Source organism: Cytobacillus sp. Hm23, from assembly GCF_051842895.1.
GTDB lineage: Bacteria > Bacillota > Bacilli > Bacillales > SM2101 > Nanhaiella.
In genome coordinates this window covers 1-21,115 of sequence record NZ_JBPXRQ010000027.1, presented here as the reverse complement: position 1 = coordinate 21,115, position 21,115 = coordinate 1, and the positions used below count along the sequence as shown (strand labels likewise).

21 protein-coding genes are annotated in these 21,115 nt (G+C 33.9%); 20 read left to right on the top strand and 1 reads right to left on the bottom strand.

Going from position 1 to position 21,115, the window contains the following annotated elements; genetic code table 11:
• The first annotated feature begins 249 nt into the window (after nt 1–249).
• From dnaN to ACSVDA_RS16275, 13 genes are all read left to right on the top strand, one after another.
• Complete coding sequence (gene dnaN, locus ACSVDA_RS16335; protein WP_485884476.1) at nt 250–1,434, top strand: DNA polymerase III subunit beta; 1,185 nt, start codon at nt 250–252, stop codon at nt 1,432–1,434.
• A gap of 308 nt (nt 1,435–1,742) precedes the next feature.
• Nucleotides 1,743–2,180, top strand: coding sequence for a VOC family protein (locus ACSVDA_RS16330; RefSeq protein WP_485884475.1), 438 nt, complete (start codon nt 1,743–1,745; stop codon nt 2,178–2,180).
• Nucleotides 2,181–2,586: 406 nt separating this feature from the next.
• Nucleotides 2,587–2,841 (top strand): CD3324 family protein, encoded by a 255-nt coding sequence (locus ACSVDA_RS16325; protein ID WP_485884474.1) that lies wholly within the window; start codon nt 2,587–2,589, stop codon nt 2,839–2,841.
• Between the two features lie 173 nt (nt 2,842–3,014).
• On the top strand, nt 3,015–3,962 hold the full coding sequence (locus tag ACSVDA_RS16320; protein ID WP_485884473.1) for a phosphotransferase enzyme family protein: 948 nt from the start codon (nt 3,015–3,017) through the stop codon (nt 3,960–3,962).
• Between the two features lie 562 nt (nt 3,963–4,524).
• Nucleotides 4,525–5,385 carry an AraC family transcriptional regulator gene (locus tag ACSVDA_RS16315; RefSeq protein ID WP_485884472.1) on the top strand — a complete coding sequence of 287 codons (861 nt, stop codon included), beginning with the start codon at nt 4,525–4,527 and terminating at the stop codon, nt 5,383–5,385.
• Between the two features lie 19 nt (nt 5,386–5,404).
• Nucleotides 5,405–5,785 carry a DUF6463 family protein gene (locus ACSVDA_RS16310; protein WP_485884471.1) on the top strand — a complete coding sequence of 127 codons (381 nt, stop codon included), beginning with the start codon at nt 5,405–5,407 and terminating at the stop codon, nt 5,783–5,785.
• Between the two features lie 93 nt (nt 5,786–5,878).
• Nucleotides 5,879–6,619 carry a class I SAM-dependent methyltransferase gene (locus ACSVDA_RS16305; protein ID WP_485884470.1) on the top strand — a complete coding sequence of 247 codons (741 nt, stop codon included), beginning with the start codon at nt 5,879–5,881 and terminating at the stop codon, nt 6,617–6,619.
• A gap of 49 nt (nt 6,620–6,668) precedes the next feature.
• Nucleotides 6,669–7,025: a nuclear transport factor 2 family protein gene (locus ACSVDA_RS16300; RefSeq protein ID WP_485884469.1), complete on the top strand. Its 357-nt coding sequence runs from the start codon at nt 6,669–6,671 to the stop codon at nt 7,023–7,025.
• A 126-nt stretch (nt 7,026–7,151) separates the two neighbouring features.
• Nucleotides 7,152–7,715 (top strand): histidine phosphatase family protein, encoded by a 564-nt coding sequence (locus ACSVDA_RS16295; RefSeq protein ID WP_485884468.1) that lies wholly within the window; start codon nt 7,152–7,154, stop codon nt 7,713–7,715.
• Nucleotides 7,705–7,857, top strand: coding sequence for a nucleotidyltransferase domain-containing protein (locus ACSVDA_RS16290; protein ID WP_485884467.1), 153 nt, complete (start codon nt 7,705–7,707; stop codon nt 7,855–7,857). The genes ACSVDA_RS16295 and ACSVDA_RS16290 overlap by 11 nt, the downstream gene beginning before the upstream one ends.
• 78 nt (nt 7,858–7,935) lie before the next feature.
• Nucleotides 7,936–8,271, top strand: coding sequence for a hypothetical protein (locus ACSVDA_RS16285; protein WP_485884466.1), 336 nt, complete (start codon nt 7,936–7,938; stop codon nt 8,269–8,271).
• A 24-nt stretch (nt 8,272–8,295) separates the two neighbouring features.
• Complete coding sequence (locus tag ACSVDA_RS16280; RefSeq protein WP_485884465.1) at nt 8,296–8,514, top strand: hypothetical protein; 219 nt, start codon at nt 8,296–8,298, stop codon at nt 8,512–8,514.
• Nucleotides 8,515–8,662: 148 nt separating this feature from the next.
• Nucleotides 8,663–9,661, top strand: a complete 999-nt coding sequence (locus ACSVDA_RS16275) for a hypothetical protein (protein ID WP_485884464.1) — start codon at nt 8,663–8,665, stop codon at nt 9,659–9,661.
• A gap of 114 nt (nt 9,662–9,775) precedes the next feature.
• Here ACSVDA_RS16275 and ACSVDA_RS16270 read toward each other — a convergent pair whose 3' ends face one another.
• Nucleotides 9,776–11,551, bottom strand: a complete 1,776-nt coding sequence (locus ACSVDA_RS16270) for an alpha-glycosidase (protein WP_485884463.1) — start codon at nt 11,549–11,551, stop codon at nt 9,776–9,778.
• 257 nt (nt 11,552–11,808) lie between these two features.
• Here ACSVDA_RS16270 and ACSVDA_RS16265 point away from each other — a divergent pair, with 257 nt between their 5' ends.
• From ACSVDA_RS16265 to ACSVDA_RS16235, 7 genes are all read left to right on the top strand, one after another.
• Complete coding sequence (locus ACSVDA_RS16265) at nt 11,809–13,098, top strand: extracellular solute-binding protein (RefSeq protein ID WP_485884462.1); 1,290 nt, start codon at nt 11,809–11,811, stop codon at nt 13,096–13,098.
• Between the two features lie 105 nt (nt 13,099–13,203).
• The gene (locus ACSVDA_RS16260) at nt 13,204–14,487 is read left to right on the top strand and encodes a carbohydrate ABC transporter permease (RefSeq protein WP_485884522.1); all 1,284 of its coding nucleotides are present in this window, start codon (nt 13,204–13,206) and stop codon (nt 14,485–14,487) included.
• 1 nt (nt 14,488) lies between these two features.
• Entirely contained in the window at nt 14,489–15,331 is an 843-nt protein-coding gene (locus ACSVDA_RS16255; RefSeq protein ID WP_485884461.1) for a sugar ABC transporter permease, read from the top strand.
• Nucleotides 15,332–15,368: 37 nt separating this feature from the next.
• Nucleotides 15,369–17,738, top strand: a complete 2,370-nt coding sequence (locus tag ACSVDA_RS16250) for a glycoside hydrolase family 31 protein (protein ID WP_485884460.1) — start codon at nt 15,369–15,371, stop codon at nt 17,736–17,738.
• A gap of 110 nt (nt 17,739–17,848) precedes the next feature.
• Nucleotides 17,849–18,877: a LacI family DNA-binding transcriptional regulator gene (locus ACSVDA_RS16245; protein ID WP_485884459.1), complete on the top strand. Its 1,029-nt coding sequence runs from the start codon at nt 17,849–17,851 to the stop codon at nt 18,875–18,877.
• 374 nt (nt 18,878–19,251) lie between these two features.
• Complete coding sequence (locus ACSVDA_RS16240; protein ID WP_485884458.1) at nt 19,252–19,818, top strand: sigma-70 family RNA polymerase sigma factor; 567 nt, start codon at nt 19,252–19,254, stop codon at nt 19,816–19,818.
• A complete protein-coding gene (locus tag ACSVDA_RS16235; RefSeq protein ID WP_485884457.1) occupies nt 19,815–20,921 on the top strand; it encodes a DUF4179 domain-containing protein in 1,107 nt (368 codons plus the stop codon). The genes ACSVDA_RS16240 and ACSVDA_RS16235 overlap by 4 nt, the downstream gene beginning before the upstream one ends.
• The last annotated feature ends 194 nt before the right edge of the window (nt 20,922–21,115 follow it).

Genomic DNA, 21,115 nt, shown 5'->3' with positions numbered 1-21,115 from the left:
CCTGTGACAACTGTTAAAGTACTATTGTTTTCGCTTTTATTGTCTTTCAATTTGTATAAGAAATCTCTTCGTTTAGCAGCTATATGTTTTTGTGATTTTTGAAATATAGTTAGTGAAAATATAGTCATAGAGTTACGAAAAGAAGCTTTGATTTCATTTTAATAAATCCTCATAATAATAAATGGGGGGAAGGATGGATTTTTAATTACTACTTTAGAATGAGGAATTAGTGTTTTAATAAATTGTAGATTGGAAAATCAAGCTATTGTTAATGTAGAGCTTGGAATAAGAGGAGACTTTCTAATGGAATTTACAATAATCAATGAACATTTTCAAAAAGCGATGAAAGAAGTAAGTAGGGCTATATCACACAAAACACCTCTTCCTATACTTACAGGAGTTAAAGTGATTGCAAATCAAGACAGTTTAACTCTTATAGGGAGTAATTCTGATATTGTAATAGAAAAAACTATTCCAGCTGTAGTTGATGGCTTACGCATAGTGGATATTTATCAGACAGGCAGTATTGTAATTTCAGCCAAATACTTACATGAAATAGTTAAGAAGTTACCTAATCAAATTCATGTGAAAGCAAATGGTAAACAGACTGTGACTATTCAATCAGCTGACATAATAACTAGCTTAAATGGTATGAATGCAGATGAATATCCTAGCATACCAGAAATGGATGAGAGCCAAGTCGTTACAATATCGGGTAAAGATTTTATTGACATCATTAAACAAACATCATTTGCAGTATCCAAAAATGAATCGAGACCGATATTAACAGGTGTGCTTATGTTATTTCAACAAGGTAGGTTAACTGTTGCAGCGACGAATTCTCATAGACTAGCTCTTAGAGAGCACTTAATTGAATCAAACATCAATAAATCATTCATTGTCCCTAGTTCTTGTTTAAATGAATTAACCAAGTTAATAGATCATGAATCTGATCTAATAGAAATTTATGCAACAGAGAATCATATAGCATTTAGCATGAACAATATTTCCATTTTTTCTAGATTAATTGAAGGTAATTATCCTAGCATTCAAGAGTTAATACCAAAAGGTGCAAAAACAGTTATAACTGTGAACACGAAGCAGCTGCTAAATGGGATAGATAGAGCTAGCTTGTTCGCTAATGAATGGACAAACAATAATATACACCTCGAAATTGTAGATAAGTCAAAATTGAAAATTTCATCAAATTCATCACAAATAGGACAAATAGAAGAAATCCAAAGTGTAAAGACTTTAAGCGGGGAATCGGAGCTAAGCATTTCACTCGATGGCAGCTTTTTAATGGATGCTTTAAGAGTTATAAATGAAGAGGATGTAAGTATCAGCTTTGGGGGTTCGATGAAACCAATTCTTATTGAACCGCTGAGTAATATATCACACTTACATCTTATATCACCAGTGAGAACGTACTAATATATTTCAAAAAAATTATAATTACATATAATGCTATATTTGATTGACAAGATTTATAGGGGAAATTTTGTTATTGAACTATTCAGTGGGGTGATTGCAAATGACTAAGTCTAGCATTTATAGATTCAATAACGTTATTCGAGGTCGCTCTTTGTATTAATTCAAAATGTAGCTATATATTTTTTCATTTTATTTAACTAATGTTGGTCGAACGATTATTTTCAAAACAAAGGAGGAACCTGTTGAAGATTATAGAAACCTTATTTTACTTAACTAGTTTATAAATTCGTGAACAGGAGTGAGTAGGGATGGAAGTAAACCAACTAAAGCGTGGGAAATTAGGACAAACCATTCAAGTACGTTTAGTCTCTAACTTAACAAAATCGCAGGAATATTACCGTGATGTCCTAGGGTGTGAAATTGATGACTGGGGACACGCAAAAAGAGACGGCATGACTATTATTCTCCAACAATCGGAATTTCCTGAGGATGTGAGACCTAACGCTGCATCAAAAAAGCGTTCAGATTATCCAACTGATTGGCAAGGCCCTGAATTCGGATGGGATACGTTTATTCATGTTAGTTGGGATGATTTGGACAGTCTAGTTGAAGAAGTTCGAGGAAATGGTGGAAATATTGCGGTTGAGCCGTTTACTGGCACACACGGCGAGTGGGAGTTTAAAAATACTTGTATCCAAGACCCGGATGGATACAATATCGTTTTAGGTTCAATGCGCAAAATTTAGCCATAAGATAATACTTCCTTGCTCATACTCATGAGAAAAACTTTATATCTATATAGTAACTTATCTATAAGTCTTTTTTTGAAATAGATCAATCAGCAATCTTTGGCTGACCTTATAATATGAATAGCACCTTGCTATAATTTGTCAGAATGGCTAGTATTCATAATGTTTTTGTTTTGAGGCATGTCAAAGTAGGTTAGCTAAAGTCGTTTAAAATAGAAAGGAGTGTAAGAATGAAAAATACTTTTACGTTCGTAAAGTTATCCAGTACCTTATGCAAAGCCTAGTGTCTCAAAGGTGAAACTTTGCATAAGGTGATGTGGCAAATCACCTTAATCATAGAAATTCATTTCTGACACATTTGGTTTTGCACCTTATCATATTTACTAAATAAGGGGCTGCAGAAATGAGTAAACAGACAATTACAGAAAAATTACCTAAAGAATTACTTGTAGAACTTCAAAAGTATGTACCAGGGGAAATCATATATATTCCTAAACCGAAAAAGGATTATCAAAAATGGGGAGTAAACTCTGGCGGCAAAAAGAAAATTGATTATAGGAACATCTTAATTAAAAATGAATTTAACGATGGAAGATCCATTGATCAATTAGCAGACGAGTACTTTCTTTCAACAGAAACAATAAAAAAAATCGTATAAAAAAAATAGTAATTAAAGCACTGGTCATCATTAATATATATTTGATCAGTGCTTTTGTTATGGTGAGTTTAGTGTTAGGTTATTTTTTCTATATTTATAACGCTGATTAAGAATTAAAGTAATGATAGCAAAAAGTTTAATTGAGGTAATCTTAACGATTAAGAGGTGAGTAGATGTATAATATCGAACAAGTTGAGCAATTGTTGAATAATCATTTCAAGCTAAATGTCCGTAAAATATCGAGCTTAGGGTGGAATGATAATATAACATTTTTAATTGAGGCACATGATAATAATAAGTACGTATTTAAACAACATTTAGGAACTAAAACGGCTAACATGATTGAATCAGAGTTGCTATGGCTTAAAGCGATAGCAAAGGATACAAATTTAAATGTCCAAAGAACGATAAAAAATACATATGATGAATTAACAACTTTAGTGTTTGATAAAGTCACAGGCACAAGTTTTTATTGGACACTTCAAGTTTACATTGTAGGTGAAACATTAAAAGGTCAACCTTCTGAAAGTGAAATAGAAAATCTAGCACAATTGATGGTTACTCTACATGAACATTCGATTAATTGGAACATTCCAGATGGATTTGAAAGACCTATCTATGAAACTGAAGATCTTATATCTTCACTTCAACAATTAAAAAAAATGATGTCAATCAGCAAAATGACATCTAACGATTTTGAAATAATTGAAAAAGCTACTAAAGAAATATCCTTAATAATCAAAGCGCAGGACAAAACTAAAGATACATGGGGTCTAATTCATGCGGATCTTCATGAGAGTAACTATGTGTTTTATCAAGGCCAACCTGCCCCAATTGATTTTTCATCATGTGGTTTTGGTTTTTACTTATATGATATAGCAATAACTTTTCTGCATCTCAATCCACAAGGGAGAAAAAAACTTATTTCTTATTATCAAAAAGGAAGAAATCTTCAAGATGACTACATTCAAGTATTGGAGGCATTTTTCTTATGGGCAATAATAAAGAATTTAGCATTTCTTGCTAAAAATCCAAAAGAACACAAAGAGTTTTCCAATATTATCCCATTCTTAGTAAAAAATTGTGTTAAATTCTTACAAGGAGAAAAGTTCATGTTATAGGTGTAATGCTTATCAAATGTTAATAGAGATAGTAGTACGTTAACTTCGTAAACTTTATTGCTACTGTTCTTAAACTGAGATGTCGTATTTGGTGCCACAAAATCTAGTTGTGTACAAAGAACAACAATCTATGCTAAAACAGCCTAGTAGTATTAGCAAAAATAAGAGAATAAAAATGGTTCACTCGCTCCGACAAAATGGAGAAAATCTGAAATAAAGATAATCTTCTTCTACCGTTTTAGGAACATTTTGCTGGAGAACCTTTGTGTATAAGTTAAATATTTACTACTATAAAACCCTTTCGGTATAATTTATCTAGGTTGGTAAATTAAACAATGTAATTCTTTATTTTTAAGTTAATTACAAAAAGCTCACTTCTACCTGATGCACGTGGTAGAAATCGCAAAATATTTGGCTAAAAAGTACTTTAAAGACAAGAAGGTTTAGTTAAATAGAAAACTATAATAAAAACTAATGTGGAGAGAGTAAATGTGATGTGGAAAAGCTTTCTATAGCGAAAAAATAAGTATTCGATTATACGTGTAAACTCATAAATGAAAGGGTGAGGGTACTGGATATTTCATACATACCTCCTTCAAGACGCTTGAGAGAATTTATAGATTGTTATTGGATATGGGAATCTAACAATGGCAATCAACAAATCAAGTTGCCTAGAGTTTTACCTAGTATCAATATCGAGATGATCTTTCACTATCAGTCTCCTACTATATTTATTAACCATAAAAAAATCCCATCTAAGCTTCCTGATGCCCATGTAGTTGGTATACAAAAAAGTTATATAGATTTACATGCAACAGGAAAAATAGGTATGATAGCTGTTCGTTTTCTACCAGGATCATTTCATCATTTTTGTAATGAAACCATGGCAAATTTTACAAATAATTTAAATAGTATTACAGAAATTTGGGGTAAATTAGGAGACGAATTACAGTATCAAATTAAAGATTCTTCAACGTTAAAGCAGAAGGTCGAAATTATAGAGAAGTATTTATTATTGCTATTAAACTATTATCACAAGGATACTGATCACCAAAAAATCCAAGCATATGTAATCGATAAATTAACTTATCCTAGCAGTATTACAACGATTAAAAACCTATGTAATGAAATAAATGTTAGTGAGAGGCAGCTGCAAAGAATCTTCCATGAATCGATTGGGGTAAGTCCTACATTTTATCGAAAACTCTCTACATTTGCTGAAACTTCTCAAAAGATATGCTTATACGAAGGACAAAAGTATCTAGACATCATACATGAAGGTGGATACTACGATCAATCTCATTTCATTAATGTTTTTAAACAATTTTCAGGTCTAAGCCCTCTCTCAGTCTTAACAAAAGAATTTATGTCGTATTTTTACAATACAAAAACTCCCCATGCATCTAAAATATGCACAAACTAACATTATTGGGGGAATTATAATGAAGCTTTGGAAACTGAGTGGGATATTGCTGATTGGAACAGGAATTTTACACACCATTGTGGGTTTAATTATTGGGTGGGGTGTACTAGCAGAAATCGTTAGAGAAGGTATTTTTAATACTGTGGGGACACAATATGATCGTAATGCAGTAGTATGGTTTTTATTATGTGGGGTATTTTGGATTATGATTGGTCAATTCATTCATTTATATGTGAAGGAAAAACAACAGCCAATACCTCATTTCATTGGCTGGTATTTTCTTGTTATTGGGATTTTAGGAGTATTCATATCTCCTGTGTCCGGTTTTTGGCTATTTATTCCTCAAGCTTTAATTATAATTTATGCAGATAAAATATTTATTAACAATTCTAGAAACTAGCAGTTTACCATTCTAACAAACGATCTAGCGGATTAATTGCATAGAGATGATTAAAAATTCAAATAAATAAGTGGAAATTAAGGAGAAAATAACATGTTTGATTACTACGGAGAACTTTGTACAAAAGTGTATGAAAGTGATAAATCCTTTTCTGAGGGGAAAGAACTTGAGTTTTATCTCTCCTTTGTTAAAGATAAAAGCATGAAAGTGTTAGAGCCAATGTGCGGAAACGGAAGGATGCTAATCCCCTTTATGCAAAAAGGGATTGATATTGAAGGATTTGACATTTCAGAAGATATGCTAAGAGTATGTAAGGAAAAAGGCGAACAATTGAACCTTAAACCATTTGTATTCCATGACAAAATAGAAGAATTTAAAGGAGATAAACAGTATGACATGATTATGATTCCTTTTGGTTCTTTTTCACTTTTACCTGATAGTTTAGTAAAAGATAGTCTTCAAAATATGAAATCTGTTTTAAATGAAAATGGTAAATTATTATTAACTATAATGACAAAAAATAGTGAAATTGAAGAGTTTCATGAATGGATTGAAACAAATAGGAAGCATTTTAAAAATGAAACGATAGTAGAAAATAGAAAAGCTTATTATGACAAGGAAAATAAACTGTTGAATATTAAATTGAAATATCAATCAGTCCAAGATGGACAAATTGAAAAAACTGAAATAATGGACTTCTCGATTCGACTGTATGAGTTGGAAGGATTTAGAAACACACTTAAATCTTATGGTTTTCAAAATATTGTTATTCATGACATCAAAGATGGATATGGGAAAGGAAGTTCGTTTCAAGTATTTGAGTGCACTATTTAAATGTTTATTCTCGTTGTTTAGAAAAAGCAATAATAAATGAGGTGTTGAAATGGAAAGAGATAATAGACTAAAAGAACAATTACTTGAACTTGAAGAGAAGTTGTTAAAGCCAGAAATTCGTGCATCTAAAAATGAATTAAAAAAATTGCTATCTGAGAATTTTTTTGAATTTGGAAGTTCAGGAAGAGTCTTGTATAAGAATGAGGATATTAGTGACGATGGAATAGGGGCAGTTAAGATGACGTTGAGTGACTTTAATATACATCCATTGTCTCAGGATGTAGTGTTAACAACTTACCGAATATATAACGAAGAAAGCAAACAACATACTTTGCGTAGTTCAATATGGAAATATAATAATGGTAGCTGGCAAATGTTTTTTCATCAAGGAACAAAGACGAATTGATAATTCATGCTGGCGCAAAAAAAGATAAGCGTCCTGATTTTGGGCCATATTCTAGAATGAAGTTGCTATTGAAAAATAATTACCCCAATTGAAGCCTTAATGATGATATAGAAAGGAAGCAGTAGGATGGTCAAAAAAATATATATTGTTAGACATTGTGAAGCACAAGGGCAACCTTCAGAATCACACTTAACTAACAAAGGATTCGAACAAGCGAGACTTTTGTCAAATTTTTTTTCTGACAAGAAAATAGATCGAATCATATCAAGCTCATTTATTCGAGCGATTCAATCAATAGAACCATTAAGTGTGCATATAAACGTAACAGTTGAAATCGACCAACGGCTAACAGAAAGAATATTAAGTGAAGAAAATTTAGCTGATTGGCTTGAGAAATTAAAACGAACTTATGATGATTTAGATGCAAAATATAAAGGGGGAGAATCGAGTCGAGAAGCGATGAATCGTATTTCATGTGTTGTAAATGAAATCTTTAATAGTCATTTTGAAAGTACTATTATTGTTACTCATGGAAATATCATGTCATTATTGCTGAAAAAGTATAATCATCATTTTGGTTTTGACGAATGGAAGAGTTTGAGTAACCCTGATGTATATTTATTAACTAGTAAAGATAGGGCAATTAGTATAGAAAGAGTATGGCAAGAAGGTGAGATTAATGAAATTTGAGCAATGTAATAGGGTTAACGTATTAATGTCATCGTACAATAAACCATGGTTTATTGCTGGTGGCTGGGCAATAGATTTATTTATTGGAAAACAAACAAGACCCCATCATGACTTAGAAATAGCCATCTTTCGAAAGGACTAACTTCACTTAAAAGATTATTTTCAAGACTGGGACTTTAACAAAGTTAGCAACGGCACGTTTTACAGATGGGAAAATGAATTGTTGCAGCTACCAGTACACGAAATTCATGCTGAACATAAATACAATGGCCAGCAAATAGAGATTCTTTTGAATGAGACTGATAATGACAAATGGCTATTTAGAAGAGATGCGGTAATTACACATCCAGTCGAGGGTATTTGGAGCTATTCTGCTTCACGTATTCCTTTCCTTAATCCCGAGATTGTGCTTCTATATAAAGTGAAAAATACGAGAGAGAAAGATCATCAAGATTTTTTTGCAGCTTTACCTAACCTTAATGAAAATCAAATTGAATGGCTTCGTCATGCAATTCAAATTTATAGTCCGGAACATACATGGCTGGAATTTCTTTAAGACTCGGAAGGGAGTAATTATGGTTTGATGAAAAGATTTGTTGTGGCAATTATTCTTTCTTATGTTATTTTAAGTGTACCGAATATATTAGGTTTTGGTTATGAAATTGATTGGGTGCCAGAAGTCTCTACAATAACAAAAATCATTACATACATACGAGAAGGCTTAGTTTATGGCTTCATGTACAAATTACTTATATCGATATTAATAGCCGTGTTGAGTAGCCTCTATGTTAAGAGGTAGAAAGTAACATGTTGGTATTTATTTACTTTTAGATCTCTTATTCTTAAAGCTGTTCTATTGTCATACATTTTATACAAACTTTATAGCTGAATGAGGATAAGCTTGGTGTATGAAGCCCTTTGTTTATCAAATGAAAGGGGAAGATTATATGAAACTGCAGCCTTTCACGAAAAAATGGCTCCTATCAACCTTTGTTTTGCTAATGTTAGTAATAATAGTAATACCACTTTTATGGTGGAATATGCGATCATCATTACCAAGTGGCTTGTATGTTGAAAAACAAGTGGGTTCCGTTGGAGTAGAAATGGGTGAACATGAATGGGGGTTAGAGTTTGCCTTACCTGTCCAATGGAAAAAAGCATCCCCTTGGGAGGATATACCTATTTTAGATGAAATTACTTTGTTGAATTCGTACGGGGATATCATAGCATCGGTACGAGGAAAGTTCCCTTTAAAGGTAGAGGTTAATAAAGATAATTTGTTAACTGAGCGATTAATAAGTGGAGAAATAGAATTAAGTATTAATGGAGAACGGATTTTGGATGATAGAGGATTTACATTAAGAACACCATTGTCTAGCACAATACAAGCTTCTTATTTTCCACACGAGTTGAGGTTATCATTTAATGGAGAACAAATGATTTTCCCTATGAAGGGGAGCTATAAGATTTTTCCGATTATAGAAACGATGACAGATTATAGACCAAGTGCTTGGCATGTGGAGGGTATGATGGTGCATCAAGATGAAGGGTCTAATATAACTAAGGGATATATAGTCAAATTACAAGGGCCAAAAGGTTCCACACTCAAGGATATTTTATTTTGGCTTCCAGGGATGACGAATGAATATTATAGTAATCATGTGTTATATTCACTTGATGAAAATTGGGATCGATATGATTTTGATCAATTTGAGGGAGAACCGTTGTCCTTAGCGCTAACCATTAAGTCTAATAACTTGCTCGTTTATTTTCCTATTACAGATGAGATACGGACAAATATAAATAAAACAATCGTTCATGTAAGACCGTACTTTACCTTTTTGGATGAAGATAATATTGAATATTACACAGGTGGTTCTGGTAGTGTTGGTCCATTTGAAGACGGCATAAGTAAAGAAGAATTGCTTATAGCTCCACAGAACTAGTGAAAGAATATATTATATAATTTTAATTTTAAATATTTTGCAATTAATATGTAAAGTTTAATTGGAAGTCTAAAGGTAAAGTCATCAGGTGGAAGCTTACTCCACCTATTGACTTTAGTTTGTAACCTCTACAACCTTCAAAATTGAGAAGTGATGTGGTGCTAGAGGTAGGATGGCATGGCTTGCTTCAGCCGCAAACTCCTCTTCTGTCCATAAATTAATGAGTTTTTTATTTTTTATATCAATTGGTAGCTCCACGTCAATGTTATTCTGTGAATTATTAATAACGAAGAATATTTCTTCTTTATGAGACGTTCTTTTATAAATGATATGGTTCGTTTCATCATTTGTGTCGACAAAATGAAAGGTACTATTTTTACTAAAGATAGCTTCAGTCTTATATATATGAATTAGTTTTTTTAGGAAATCAAATAAATCTGTATTTTGTTTGTCTTTTTCCCAAATCATACAGTTACGACATCCTGGATCTTGTCCACCTGTCATTCCTATTTCATCTCCATAATAAATGCAAGGTGACCCTGGAAATGAAAGTTGAAACAAGTATAGGAGCTTTAAACGTTCTATATCATTTTCGCATTCTGTCAATATTCTTGGTGTATCGTGACTTCCTAGTAAATTGAATTGTACCTCTGATACATTTAGTGGATACGAGTGATATACTTGAGAAATCGCATTCGCAAACTGTGTTGCTGTTACAATCTTCTTTGCGAAAAATTGTAAAGCTGTATGTGTGAACGGATAGTTCATAACTGCATCGAATTGATCACCTTCTAGCCAAGGCATTGAATCATGCCATATCTCACCAAGAATATAAACCTCAGGGTTGATTGATTTAACAGCGGAACGAAACTTTTTCCAAAACTGATGATCAATCTCATTTGCCACATCTAAACGCCACCCATCAATACCGAATTCACGTACCCAGTAACGGCCAACATCTAGTAAATAATTTTTCACTTCCTGATTTTGGGTGTTTAGCTTAGGCATTGTCTCCACAAACCCAAATGTATCATAATTTGGTGCAGGAGAAGTTTGTACAGGGAACTCTTTTATATGAAACCAATTTTTATACCGTGATTTTTCTCCATGCTTTATGACGTCTTGAAATTGTGGGAAATAGTAGCCACTATGATTGAACACAGCGTCAAGCATGACTTTAATCCCATGTTGATGACATGTGTTTACTAGTTTCTTGAATGTTTCTTTATCACCAAAGTGAGGGTCAATTTCCATGTAATTGATTGTGTCATATTTATGGTTTGAAAATGCCTTAAATATTGGTGTGAAGTATAAACCAGTTATACCCAAATCAACTAAATGAGGAATGTGGTTAATAATTCCCTCGAAATCACCTCCGAAGAAATTTGTTGAAGTAGCTTCTTCACTTCCCCAAGGTAATGTGTTTGGAGGGTTGGTCTCAGCATTTCCATTAGCAAATCTTTCTGGGAATATTTGATACCACACTGTTTTCTTCACCCATGCTGGAGCTTTAAATACATCATTGTGATGTAGAAAAGGGAAACAAAAATAATATGTAATATCATCTACAAGTATATGATTGAAAAATCCCTTTTCTGTATAAACGATCGTTTCATCTCCTGAAGTTAGTTCAAACCCATAGCGTAATCGACGAAACTGTGGTTGAATGACAACAAACCAGTAGTCAAATAAGGAATCACTTCCTTCTTTTTTCATGGAAGTTTGGCTTGTTTGCCAATTGTTTTCCTTCCAATCATATGGATCTCCATGAATGAGCTTGATGTTATCAATATTATTTTTCTTTGTACGTAAGCGTATATGCATTGTCTTTTCATCGTATGCATAAGCGTAATTGTCTTTTGGTCTATGGTAAATAGCTTCTATGATCATAGTAATACCTCCCTGAAATGAGGAACCGTTTGCACTATTTTATCAATATGGTAGTTGAAGTGTAATTAGAAGTCAATATTCGAAAGTGTGAATCTTTGAAAATATGTAAAAAAAGTATTGAAAAGAAGAATAATAAATATATAATAGAGATGACAAATAGTATGGAACCGTTTTCTTATTTTATGAAGATGGTTTATTTTTATACTTATTTGCGCAAACGTTTGCATAATATGATCATTTATGAGGAGGTACAAGCAATGAAGAAGGTATTCTTTCTTAGTGTGATGGCAATTTTCCTTATTGGTATGTTAGCAGCTTGTGGACCCCAAGAAGCGGTAGACCAATCATCTAGTGAAAATAATAGGGATACCGAAACAAATGGTGAAATGCCAGTAAAACCAGCAAAGCTCATCGTATGGGAGGATAAAGAGAAAGGCACAGCAATGGAAGAAGCCATTAAAAGCTTCGAAGCAGAATATGGTATTAAAGTAGAGTATAAAGAAGTGGAGATGGCTACGAATCAAAGAGATCAATTACGTTTAGATGGTCCTGCTGGGACTGGTCCAGACGTTATCACAGTGCCACATGATCAAATTGGTCAATTAGTTACTGAAGGTTTAATTCAAGAAATAAAGGTAGAACAAAGTATATTAGACACCTTCACAGAATCCTCAGTTACAGCTCAAATGTTTAACGGCAAGCTGTACGGTTTACCGAAAGCAACTGAAACACCTGTTTTTATTTATAACAAAGCACTAATGGAAGAAGCGCCACAATCATTTGATGAGTTATTCAAAATTGCAAAAGGCTTTGATAATAAAGATGAATTTGGCTTTTTAGCATTATGGGACAACTTTTATTTTGCCCACGGTGTATTAGGAGGGCACGGTGGTTACGTATTTCAGAATAATGAAGGCAGGCTAGACCGAAATGATATTGGCTTAAGTAATGAAGGTTCAGTAGCTGGAGGACAATATATTCAGCAATGGTATAAAGACATTTTTCCTAAAGGGATCATTGGTGAGTCGGGTGGCTCAATGATGGATGGATTATTCAATGAAGGAAAAGTTGCATCTGTTATGAATGGGCCTTGGGCATTTCAAGGTATGACTGATGCAGGAATTGATTTTGGTGTAGCACCATTACCAACTTTACCGAATGGTGAACAAGTTAGAACATTTATGGGTGTTAAGGGGTGGCAAGTAACTTCATTTACAAAGCACCCAGAATGGTCAACGAAATTGGTTGAACATTTAACGAATGAAGAGAATGCAAAAATTCGTTTTGAATTAACACAAGAAATACCTCCTGTTAAGTCCTTAATAGAAGACCCTATTATTGCGGATAATGAAGCTGCAAATGCAGTCGCTATTCAATCTCAATATGCTATTCCAATGCCTAATATTCCGGAAATGGCTGAGGTTTGGGGACCGATGGCAACTGCATTACAGTTGGTTGCAAATCAAAAAGTAGATCCAAAATCAGCACTAGATGAAGCGGTAAATACGATAACAACAAATATTGAAACAAATCATCCAAATGAATAAATAATTGTAAGCAGTCTCCCATCAAAGGGGAGACTGCTCATGTGAATAATGGGCATCAATTAAGATTTCTTACATAAGGAATTTGGGAAGGAGCTAGAGTATGTGATGGAATCTACTCCATATCAATCGAATCATAGGAAAGTTGCAGTTGTCTTATCATTGATACCTGGTGTTGGCCAATTGTATAATCGGCAATTTTTGAAAGGTGTTTTATTTCTTGTTTTAACTGTATCTTTCTTTATCGTATTTAAAGATCTACTGAATATGGGCCTATGGGGAATCGTTACGTTAGGTGAAAAACTACCACGAGATCACTCTATTTTCCTGTTAGTTGAAGGTATTTTAGCAGTAATAATTATTATATTAGGGGCAGGGTTTTTTATATTTAATCTTGTTGATGCTTATAAGACTGGACTTAAAAGGGATATAGGTGAAAAATTAAACACACTTCGTGAGCAATACCATAATCTCATAGACAATGGGTTTCCGTATTTAATGATATCACCGGGGTTTTTATTACTACTATTTGTTGTCATTTTTCCAATAATATTCGTCGTTCTTTTGTCTTTTACGAACTACGATTTATACCATTCTCCTCCTGCGAAGCTAGTAGATTGGGTTGGTATACAAAATTTTATTGATATTTTTAAAGTTCCTATTTGGAGAAATACATTTTTCTCTGTATTAGCTTGGACAATTATTTGGACATTTGGTGCTACAACATTTCAAGTTGTTTTAGGTATTTTTTTGGCCATTATTGTAAATCAAAAAGATATAAAGGGTAAAGCAATCATACGGACGGTTTTTATACTACCGTGGGCAGTACCCGCATTCGTTTCAATTCTAGTCTTTGCTGGGATGTTCAATGAATCGTTTGGAACGATTAATCGTGATATTTTAGCAGCCTTTGGTATAGATCATATTCCTTGGATGACAGAGCCGTTGTGGACGCGAATTGCATTAATCCTTATTCAAACATGGCTAGGATTTCCATTTATCTTTGCGATGACGACTGGTGTATTACAATCAATTTCGAATGAACTGTATGAAGCTGCAACTGTTGATGGTGCTTCCAGTTGGGGGCAATTCAGCAAGATTACATTACCGTTAGTGCTTTATTCAACAGCTCCAATATTAATTACTCAATATACTTTTAACTTTAACAATTTTAACGTCATTTTCTTGTTTAACGGTGGAGGTCCTGCAGTTTCGGGTCAAAATGCGGGTGGTACAGACATATTAATTTCTTGGATTTATAAGTTAACCATGACATCTGCACAATATTCAAAAGCTGCAGCGATAACGATGATATTATCTTTGATTGTTATTACGGTTGCCTTATGGCAATTTAGAAGAACAAAATCTTTCCAAGAAGAGGATATGATGTAATATGAACATAAAACATCAAAAAAAAATAAGACTAATATTATCCTATCTAGTTGTACTAATCATGACCGTCATTATTTTTTACCCAATATTATGGATTATTGGTTCGTCATTAAACCCAGGTATGAGCTTATCTGGCTCATCAATCATTCCAGAAAATGCAACGTTAGATCATTATCGTTACTTGTTTGATTCAGAACAAAGTGATTACTTGAAGTGGTATTGGAATTCAGTAAAGATTTCTACTTTAACAATGGCTTTTTCAGTGTTAATGGTAAGTATAACTGCGTATTCTTTTTCTAGATATCGTTTTGTCGGTCGCAAGAACGGCTTATTAGCATTTTTAATACTACAGATGATACCAAATTTTGCCGCACTTATCGCTATATTTGTTTTAGCGCTTGTCACGAATTTATTAGATACACATTTAGGGCTCATTCTCGTTTATGTTGGTGGCCAAATTCCAATGAATACTTGGCTCATGAAGGGATACTTAGATACGATTCCAAAGGATCTTGATGAGTCGGCAAAAATTGATGGAGCAAGCCATTTAAGAATTTTCTTTCAAATTATTCTACCTCTAGCTAAACCAATAATTGCTGTAGTGGCATTGTTTACATTCATTGCTCCATTTGCTGATTTCATTATGGCTAGCGTGCTGCTACGAAGTGAAGAAAAATTTACATTGGCAGTGGGACTATACAATATGGTAGCTAAACAGTTCGGGAATGAATTTACGAAATTTGCTGCTGGGTCAGTATTAATTGCGATACCTATTTCAGTTCTATTTCTATCGTTTCAAAAGTATTTTGTTTCTGGCTTAACAGCTGGTGGAACAAAAGGATAAATATCGAATAGTCACTTATCAAATAGGAGGGTATAACATGTTAGATGATAGCAGCTTTGCGATACATCCTGGACAAAATGAAAAACATACTAAGGTGAGTTATCGTGATATAAGTTCAATAGTAAGAATGAGTAAAGAAGGCAATGTGTATAGCTATTTTTGTGAAGTAGGTAGCGTTGCACTTCAATTTTTTCGTGAGGATATCGTTCGAATCGTAATGAATGTTGATAACAACTTATCTATGAAGTCTAGTGTAGCCATTGTGAAAAAACCAGAAGAGGTAGAAGTCAAGACGGAAGAGACTGAGGGGTGTTTTATATTAAGTACGAACACTTTGAAAGTAGAAATCTCAAAGTCGCCACTCCGCATCAATATATTTGATACACAAGGTGAGCTTATTGTTGGAGAAGGAGCAAGGGGCCTTGGCTTGAACGAAAAAGGAGATGTCATTTGTCATAAAATGATGAGTGAACATGACCATTTTTACGGCTTCGGTGAAAAAACAGGCTTTTTAGATAAACGTGGTGAAAAAATGACAATGTGGAATAGCGATGTATACGCACCACATAACCCTGAAACGAACGCTTTATATCAATCTATTCCTTATTTTATGACCTTACGAGGTGGGAGAGCGCACGGGTTATTTTTTGATAGTACGTGGGAAACAACCTTTGATTTTCAAACTAAAACGGATAGTTATACATTTTCAGCTGCGGGAGGTCAAATCGATTATTATGCAATGGCTGGGCCAACACCTAAGGATGTAATTAATCAATATAGTGAATTAATTGGAAGAATGCCACTTCCTCCTAAGTGGGCACTCGGTTATCATCAATCTCGTTACAGCTATGAATCTGAACAAGAAGTTCGTCATATTGCAAAGACATTTTCAGATAAAAAAATTCCAGTTGATGTGATTTATTTAGATATACACTATATGGATGAATACCGGGTGTTTACTTTTGATAAATTACAATTTCCAACACCAGCAAAAATGATTCAAGACCTTAAAGAGGTAGGGATTCGACTTGTACCAATTGTTGATCCTGGAGTGAAAGAGGATGCTGAATATGAAATTTATCAAGAGGGAATACGTGGAGATCATTTTTGCAAATATATAGAAGGTAACATCTACTTTGGTGAGGTTTGGCCTGGTAATAGCGCATTTCCTGACTTTACTTCTAGCAGCGTTCGGAAATGGTGGGGAGCAAAACATTCCTACTATAGTGATATAGGTATAGAAGGTATTTGGAATGACATGAATGAACCAGCTGTTTTTAATGAAACAAAGACAATGGATGTAAAAGTCATGCACGATAATGACAATGACCCACGTACTCACCGTGAGCTTCATAATATATATGGATTTATGATGGGTAAAGCAACCTATGAAGGAATGAAGGGTCATCTAAATGGAAAACGTCCATTTTTATTAACGAGGGCAGGATATGCTGGTATTCAACGGTACGCTGCTGTTTGGACAGGGGATAATCGTAGTTTTTGGGAGCATTTACAAATGGCATTACCTATGTGTATGAATTTAGGTCTTTCTGGAGTTGCTTTTACAGGCCCAGATGTGGGCGGGTTTGCACACGATTCTAATGGGGAGTTATTAACGAGATGGACACAAGTCGGTGCGTTTACACCTTATTTCAGAAATCATAGTGCAATGGGTACTGTAAGGCAAGAACCGTGGTCCTTCGGCGAAAAGTATGAAAAAATTATTAAAAAGTATATTGAGTTACGCTATCAATGGCTGCCACAAATATATTCATTATTTGAAGAAGCTTCACGTACAGGGGTGCCTGTGATGAGACCACTATTAATGGAGTATCCAGAAGATGAAAATACGTACAATTTATCTGATCAGTTTATGATAGGTGATAATGTTATTGTTGCACCTATTTTACAGCCTACGACGCAACATCGAGTCATTTATCTGCCTAAAGGAAGCTGGGTCAATTATTGGACAGATGAGCTTGTAGTTGGTGGTAAGCATCAGCTTATAGAGGCTGATTTGGAGACATTGCCAATTTTTATTAAGCAGGGAACAATCGTTGCGCATGGAGATATTAAGCTATCTACCGACATAGCAGACGTTAACCGAACCTTACATTTGTATGTTGGAGATACAAACACTACTAATACGTACTCACTATATGAAGATGATGGGTCAACATTTGCTTACAAAGAGGGCAAATATTTATATAAAACCTTTACGGTTCATTGTAACTCTAATAAGGTAGAAATCGCTGTGAAGGATGAAGGTCAATATATTCCTGATTGGCAAGAATTAATTGTAGTGGTCCATGGAGCAAATAGCCAGCTTCAACTGATGGTAAATGGTGAAATTGTTAAAAATAAATCATATGATAACATTTCGAAAAAAATGCTTTTCTCTATATAGCTGTTAAAAAATACTCACAAACTAATAAGTGGATGTAGTAAAATGATTATGTCTTAAATTAATTTAAAGCAGTGTTTTCTTGTGAAACCAATTGAAAGAGGAGTGGGAAAATGGTAGTTACAATAAAAGATGTAGCAAAGCATGCAAATGTTGCTCCGTCAACAGTTTCAAGGGTAATTGCCAACCACCCTCGAATTAGTGATAAAACGAAAGAACGAGTGCGCGCAGCAATGAAGGAATTAGGCTATCACCCAAATTTTAATGCGCGAAGCTTAGCGAATAACTCTACTAGAGCGATCGGCTTAGTAATGCCTAGTACTGCTGATAAAGCGTTACAAAATCCTTTTTTTCCTGAAGTCATTCGTGGAATTAGCGCTGCTGCCCATGTGAAACAATATGCGTTACACATATCAACAGGCGGAACCGATGACGAAAAGCTCGAAGGTGTCATGCAAATGGTACAGGGAAGACGTGTTGATGGCATCATCCTCTTATATTCTCGCGTGGATGATGAAGTATTACAATATTTGCGTGACAAGGATTTTCCTTTTGTAGTTATAGGCAAGCCTTTTACAAATGTTGAGGATATTACTCATATTGATAATAATAATTTTCGAGCTGCAAAAGAAGTAACAGAATATTTAATCCAGCTTGGACATGGGCGAATTGGCTTTGTAGGTGGAGATAACCATCTTATTGTAACGATAGATCGTCTTGGCGGTTATAAAAAAGCGATTCATGAAGCTCAATTAGCATATAGACATGAATATGTAATCCATGAAGAATTTTTAAAAGAGGGGGGACAAGAGGCTGTTTTGGAACTGATGTCTCTTTCTCAACCTCCTACCGCATTAGTTGTGTCAGATGATGTCATGGCATTAGGTGTACTAAATATGCTAGATAAGATGGGCAAAGTTGTACCTGATGATATATCAGTCGTAAGCTTTAACAACGTTTTATTATCAGAGATTGCAAGACCGCCACTAACATCAGTCGATATTAATATATATCAGCTTGGCTATGAAGCCGCAAAGAATCTCATCCTACACGTTGAAAGTCCAGAAGAACCGATCAAAAGGGTAATTATTCCACACAAGCTAATTAAAAGAAGCTCGTGTATCGAGCTCCAAAATAAATGATGCAATCCTAAAGGGTTGCATCATTTATTTTGGCTAAAGGCAGATTTTTATTTGTAACAATCTGAAATGACATGTTAACACGATAATAATCAACGACTAATATATACATCTCTGTCAAATGAGATAATTTCACATAAATATATGAAAATTTTACAAATATGTGCGAAAAATTGATTTTTCATCCGTTGTATAAGATGTAAAAGCTTTTACAAGAGGCTCTTTTCGTAACTTCATAATTATATAGTTTTGGGTGCTAGACGATGATAGTAGCTGATTGGCGTTTTTAAAATTAAGATGCAACGAAACGCTGATATATTTTATTGCAAATTCAACAATCAATGCGAAAACAGTCTTACAAAAAGGAGAATAGTTACATGAAGTCTACTAATAAAAATTTTATACGGAGATTACAGCGCCAAAAAGAAGACGCTTTAGAGTTTATTGTTGATAACTATTTGCCATTAATAAAAGGAATCACATATAAAGTTCTTTCTCCACTTAACAATGAAGGCATAATAGAGGAATGTACAAACGATACTTTCCTATCAATTTGGAACAATGCTAAAAAATTCTCTGGTGACGAGACTGATTTCAAAAAATGGATTTGCTCTATTGCTAAATACAAAGCGATAGATTATTACAGAAAAGCAAGTAAGGCTTATGAATCCACTACTCACGATATGGATATTACCGAAGGAAAATCAGTTGAAGATGAACTGATTATGGCAGAGGACAGAACAGAATTAATACAACTAATTAACAAATTAGGGCCTGTAGATCGAGAAATATTTATTATGAAGTTTTTTCTTGGGTTGAACAATGAAGAAATATCACAAAAAGTGGGATTGACTAAATCATCCGTAGATAATCGAATATACAGAGGAAAAAAGAATTTGTCTAAACAAGCTACGGACCTTCATTTAAGGGGGAATGTCATATGAAAGATATATATGAATTATTGAATGACTTAGACATGGATGAAAATGAATTTGAAGAAATGAAAGTTGATGAATTTGAAAAAAACAAAGTGAAAAAGGTATTAAAGCAGTCAGTAAATAAAAAGAACAAAACGAGAAGTTGGAAAAGAAATGTTGCTATAGCTTCAATGATCGCCTGTCTTACATTAACTACGTTGGTTTTAACGTTTCCTACACAAGCTGTGGGTATACCAATTGTGGGGGATTTGTTTAAATTTTTAGGTAAAACGCATCTTTACGATCAGCATCAGGAGTATGCTAAGGAAATGAATATAACCGAGGAGAGTAATGGTATAAAAGTGACAATTAAGGATGCGGTATTTGATGGGGAGTCTGTATTTTTTACATATTCTATAGAAAGTGATGTTGACTTAGGTGAAGAGCCCCATTTGGTTGAAAAACTGTTCATAAGTGGTGCGAGTGGTGGCTCAGGATTTTCAACTTATGAATATGATAAAAGTAAAGATACATATGTACATAGAGGAAGCGGTGGAGCTAAAAAAATCGATGACAATACTTATGTGGGTATGCACGACATAAATATATCAAATGGATACAATAATGATACAGCAAATGTAGAATGGGAGATTAAAGGTATTAACCTCCCAAGTAAACAACAAGAAATCAGAGGAGAATGGAAGTTTAATTTTCCTGTAAGCGCACTAGATGGAGAAGTATATGACGTTTATGATAGTGTTAGACAAGATGCGATAACAGTCAATGTTCATAGGTTATTAGTTACTCCGTTAACGTCGATTGTGTATATTCAACAGCAATCGACGAGGGATGTAGATCGAAATAAATGGGATATGATAGATACTGATATAGAAATTCGAGATGACTTAGGAAATCGCTATACAGGCCAAATGAATGATGGAGGTAGTATTGATGCATATAATAAGCTTCGGGTGAAAACCTTCGAGCTTCTTAATCCAAATGCAACAAAATTATACGTCACGCCACATGTGTCATTAATAGATTGGATCGAGGAAGAAGACGGGGGCTATCAAATTATAGAAACTGAAGAAATGGTGCTAGATGAAATAGTAATAGATTTAAAGAAATAGAAGTGTTTAAGTATGTGTAAATGATGAGGAAAAATTGTTTTAAAGTGTATAATCATCAAAAAAGCTCAGAGTTTTCTAAAATGTACCCTATAGAGTAGACACTTAAAAAAAGTCTCCCTATAGGGTACATTTTTGTATAATGGAGAAACACAACTAGAGAAATACTTCGGATTGGAGAAAACTATGAGTAAAAA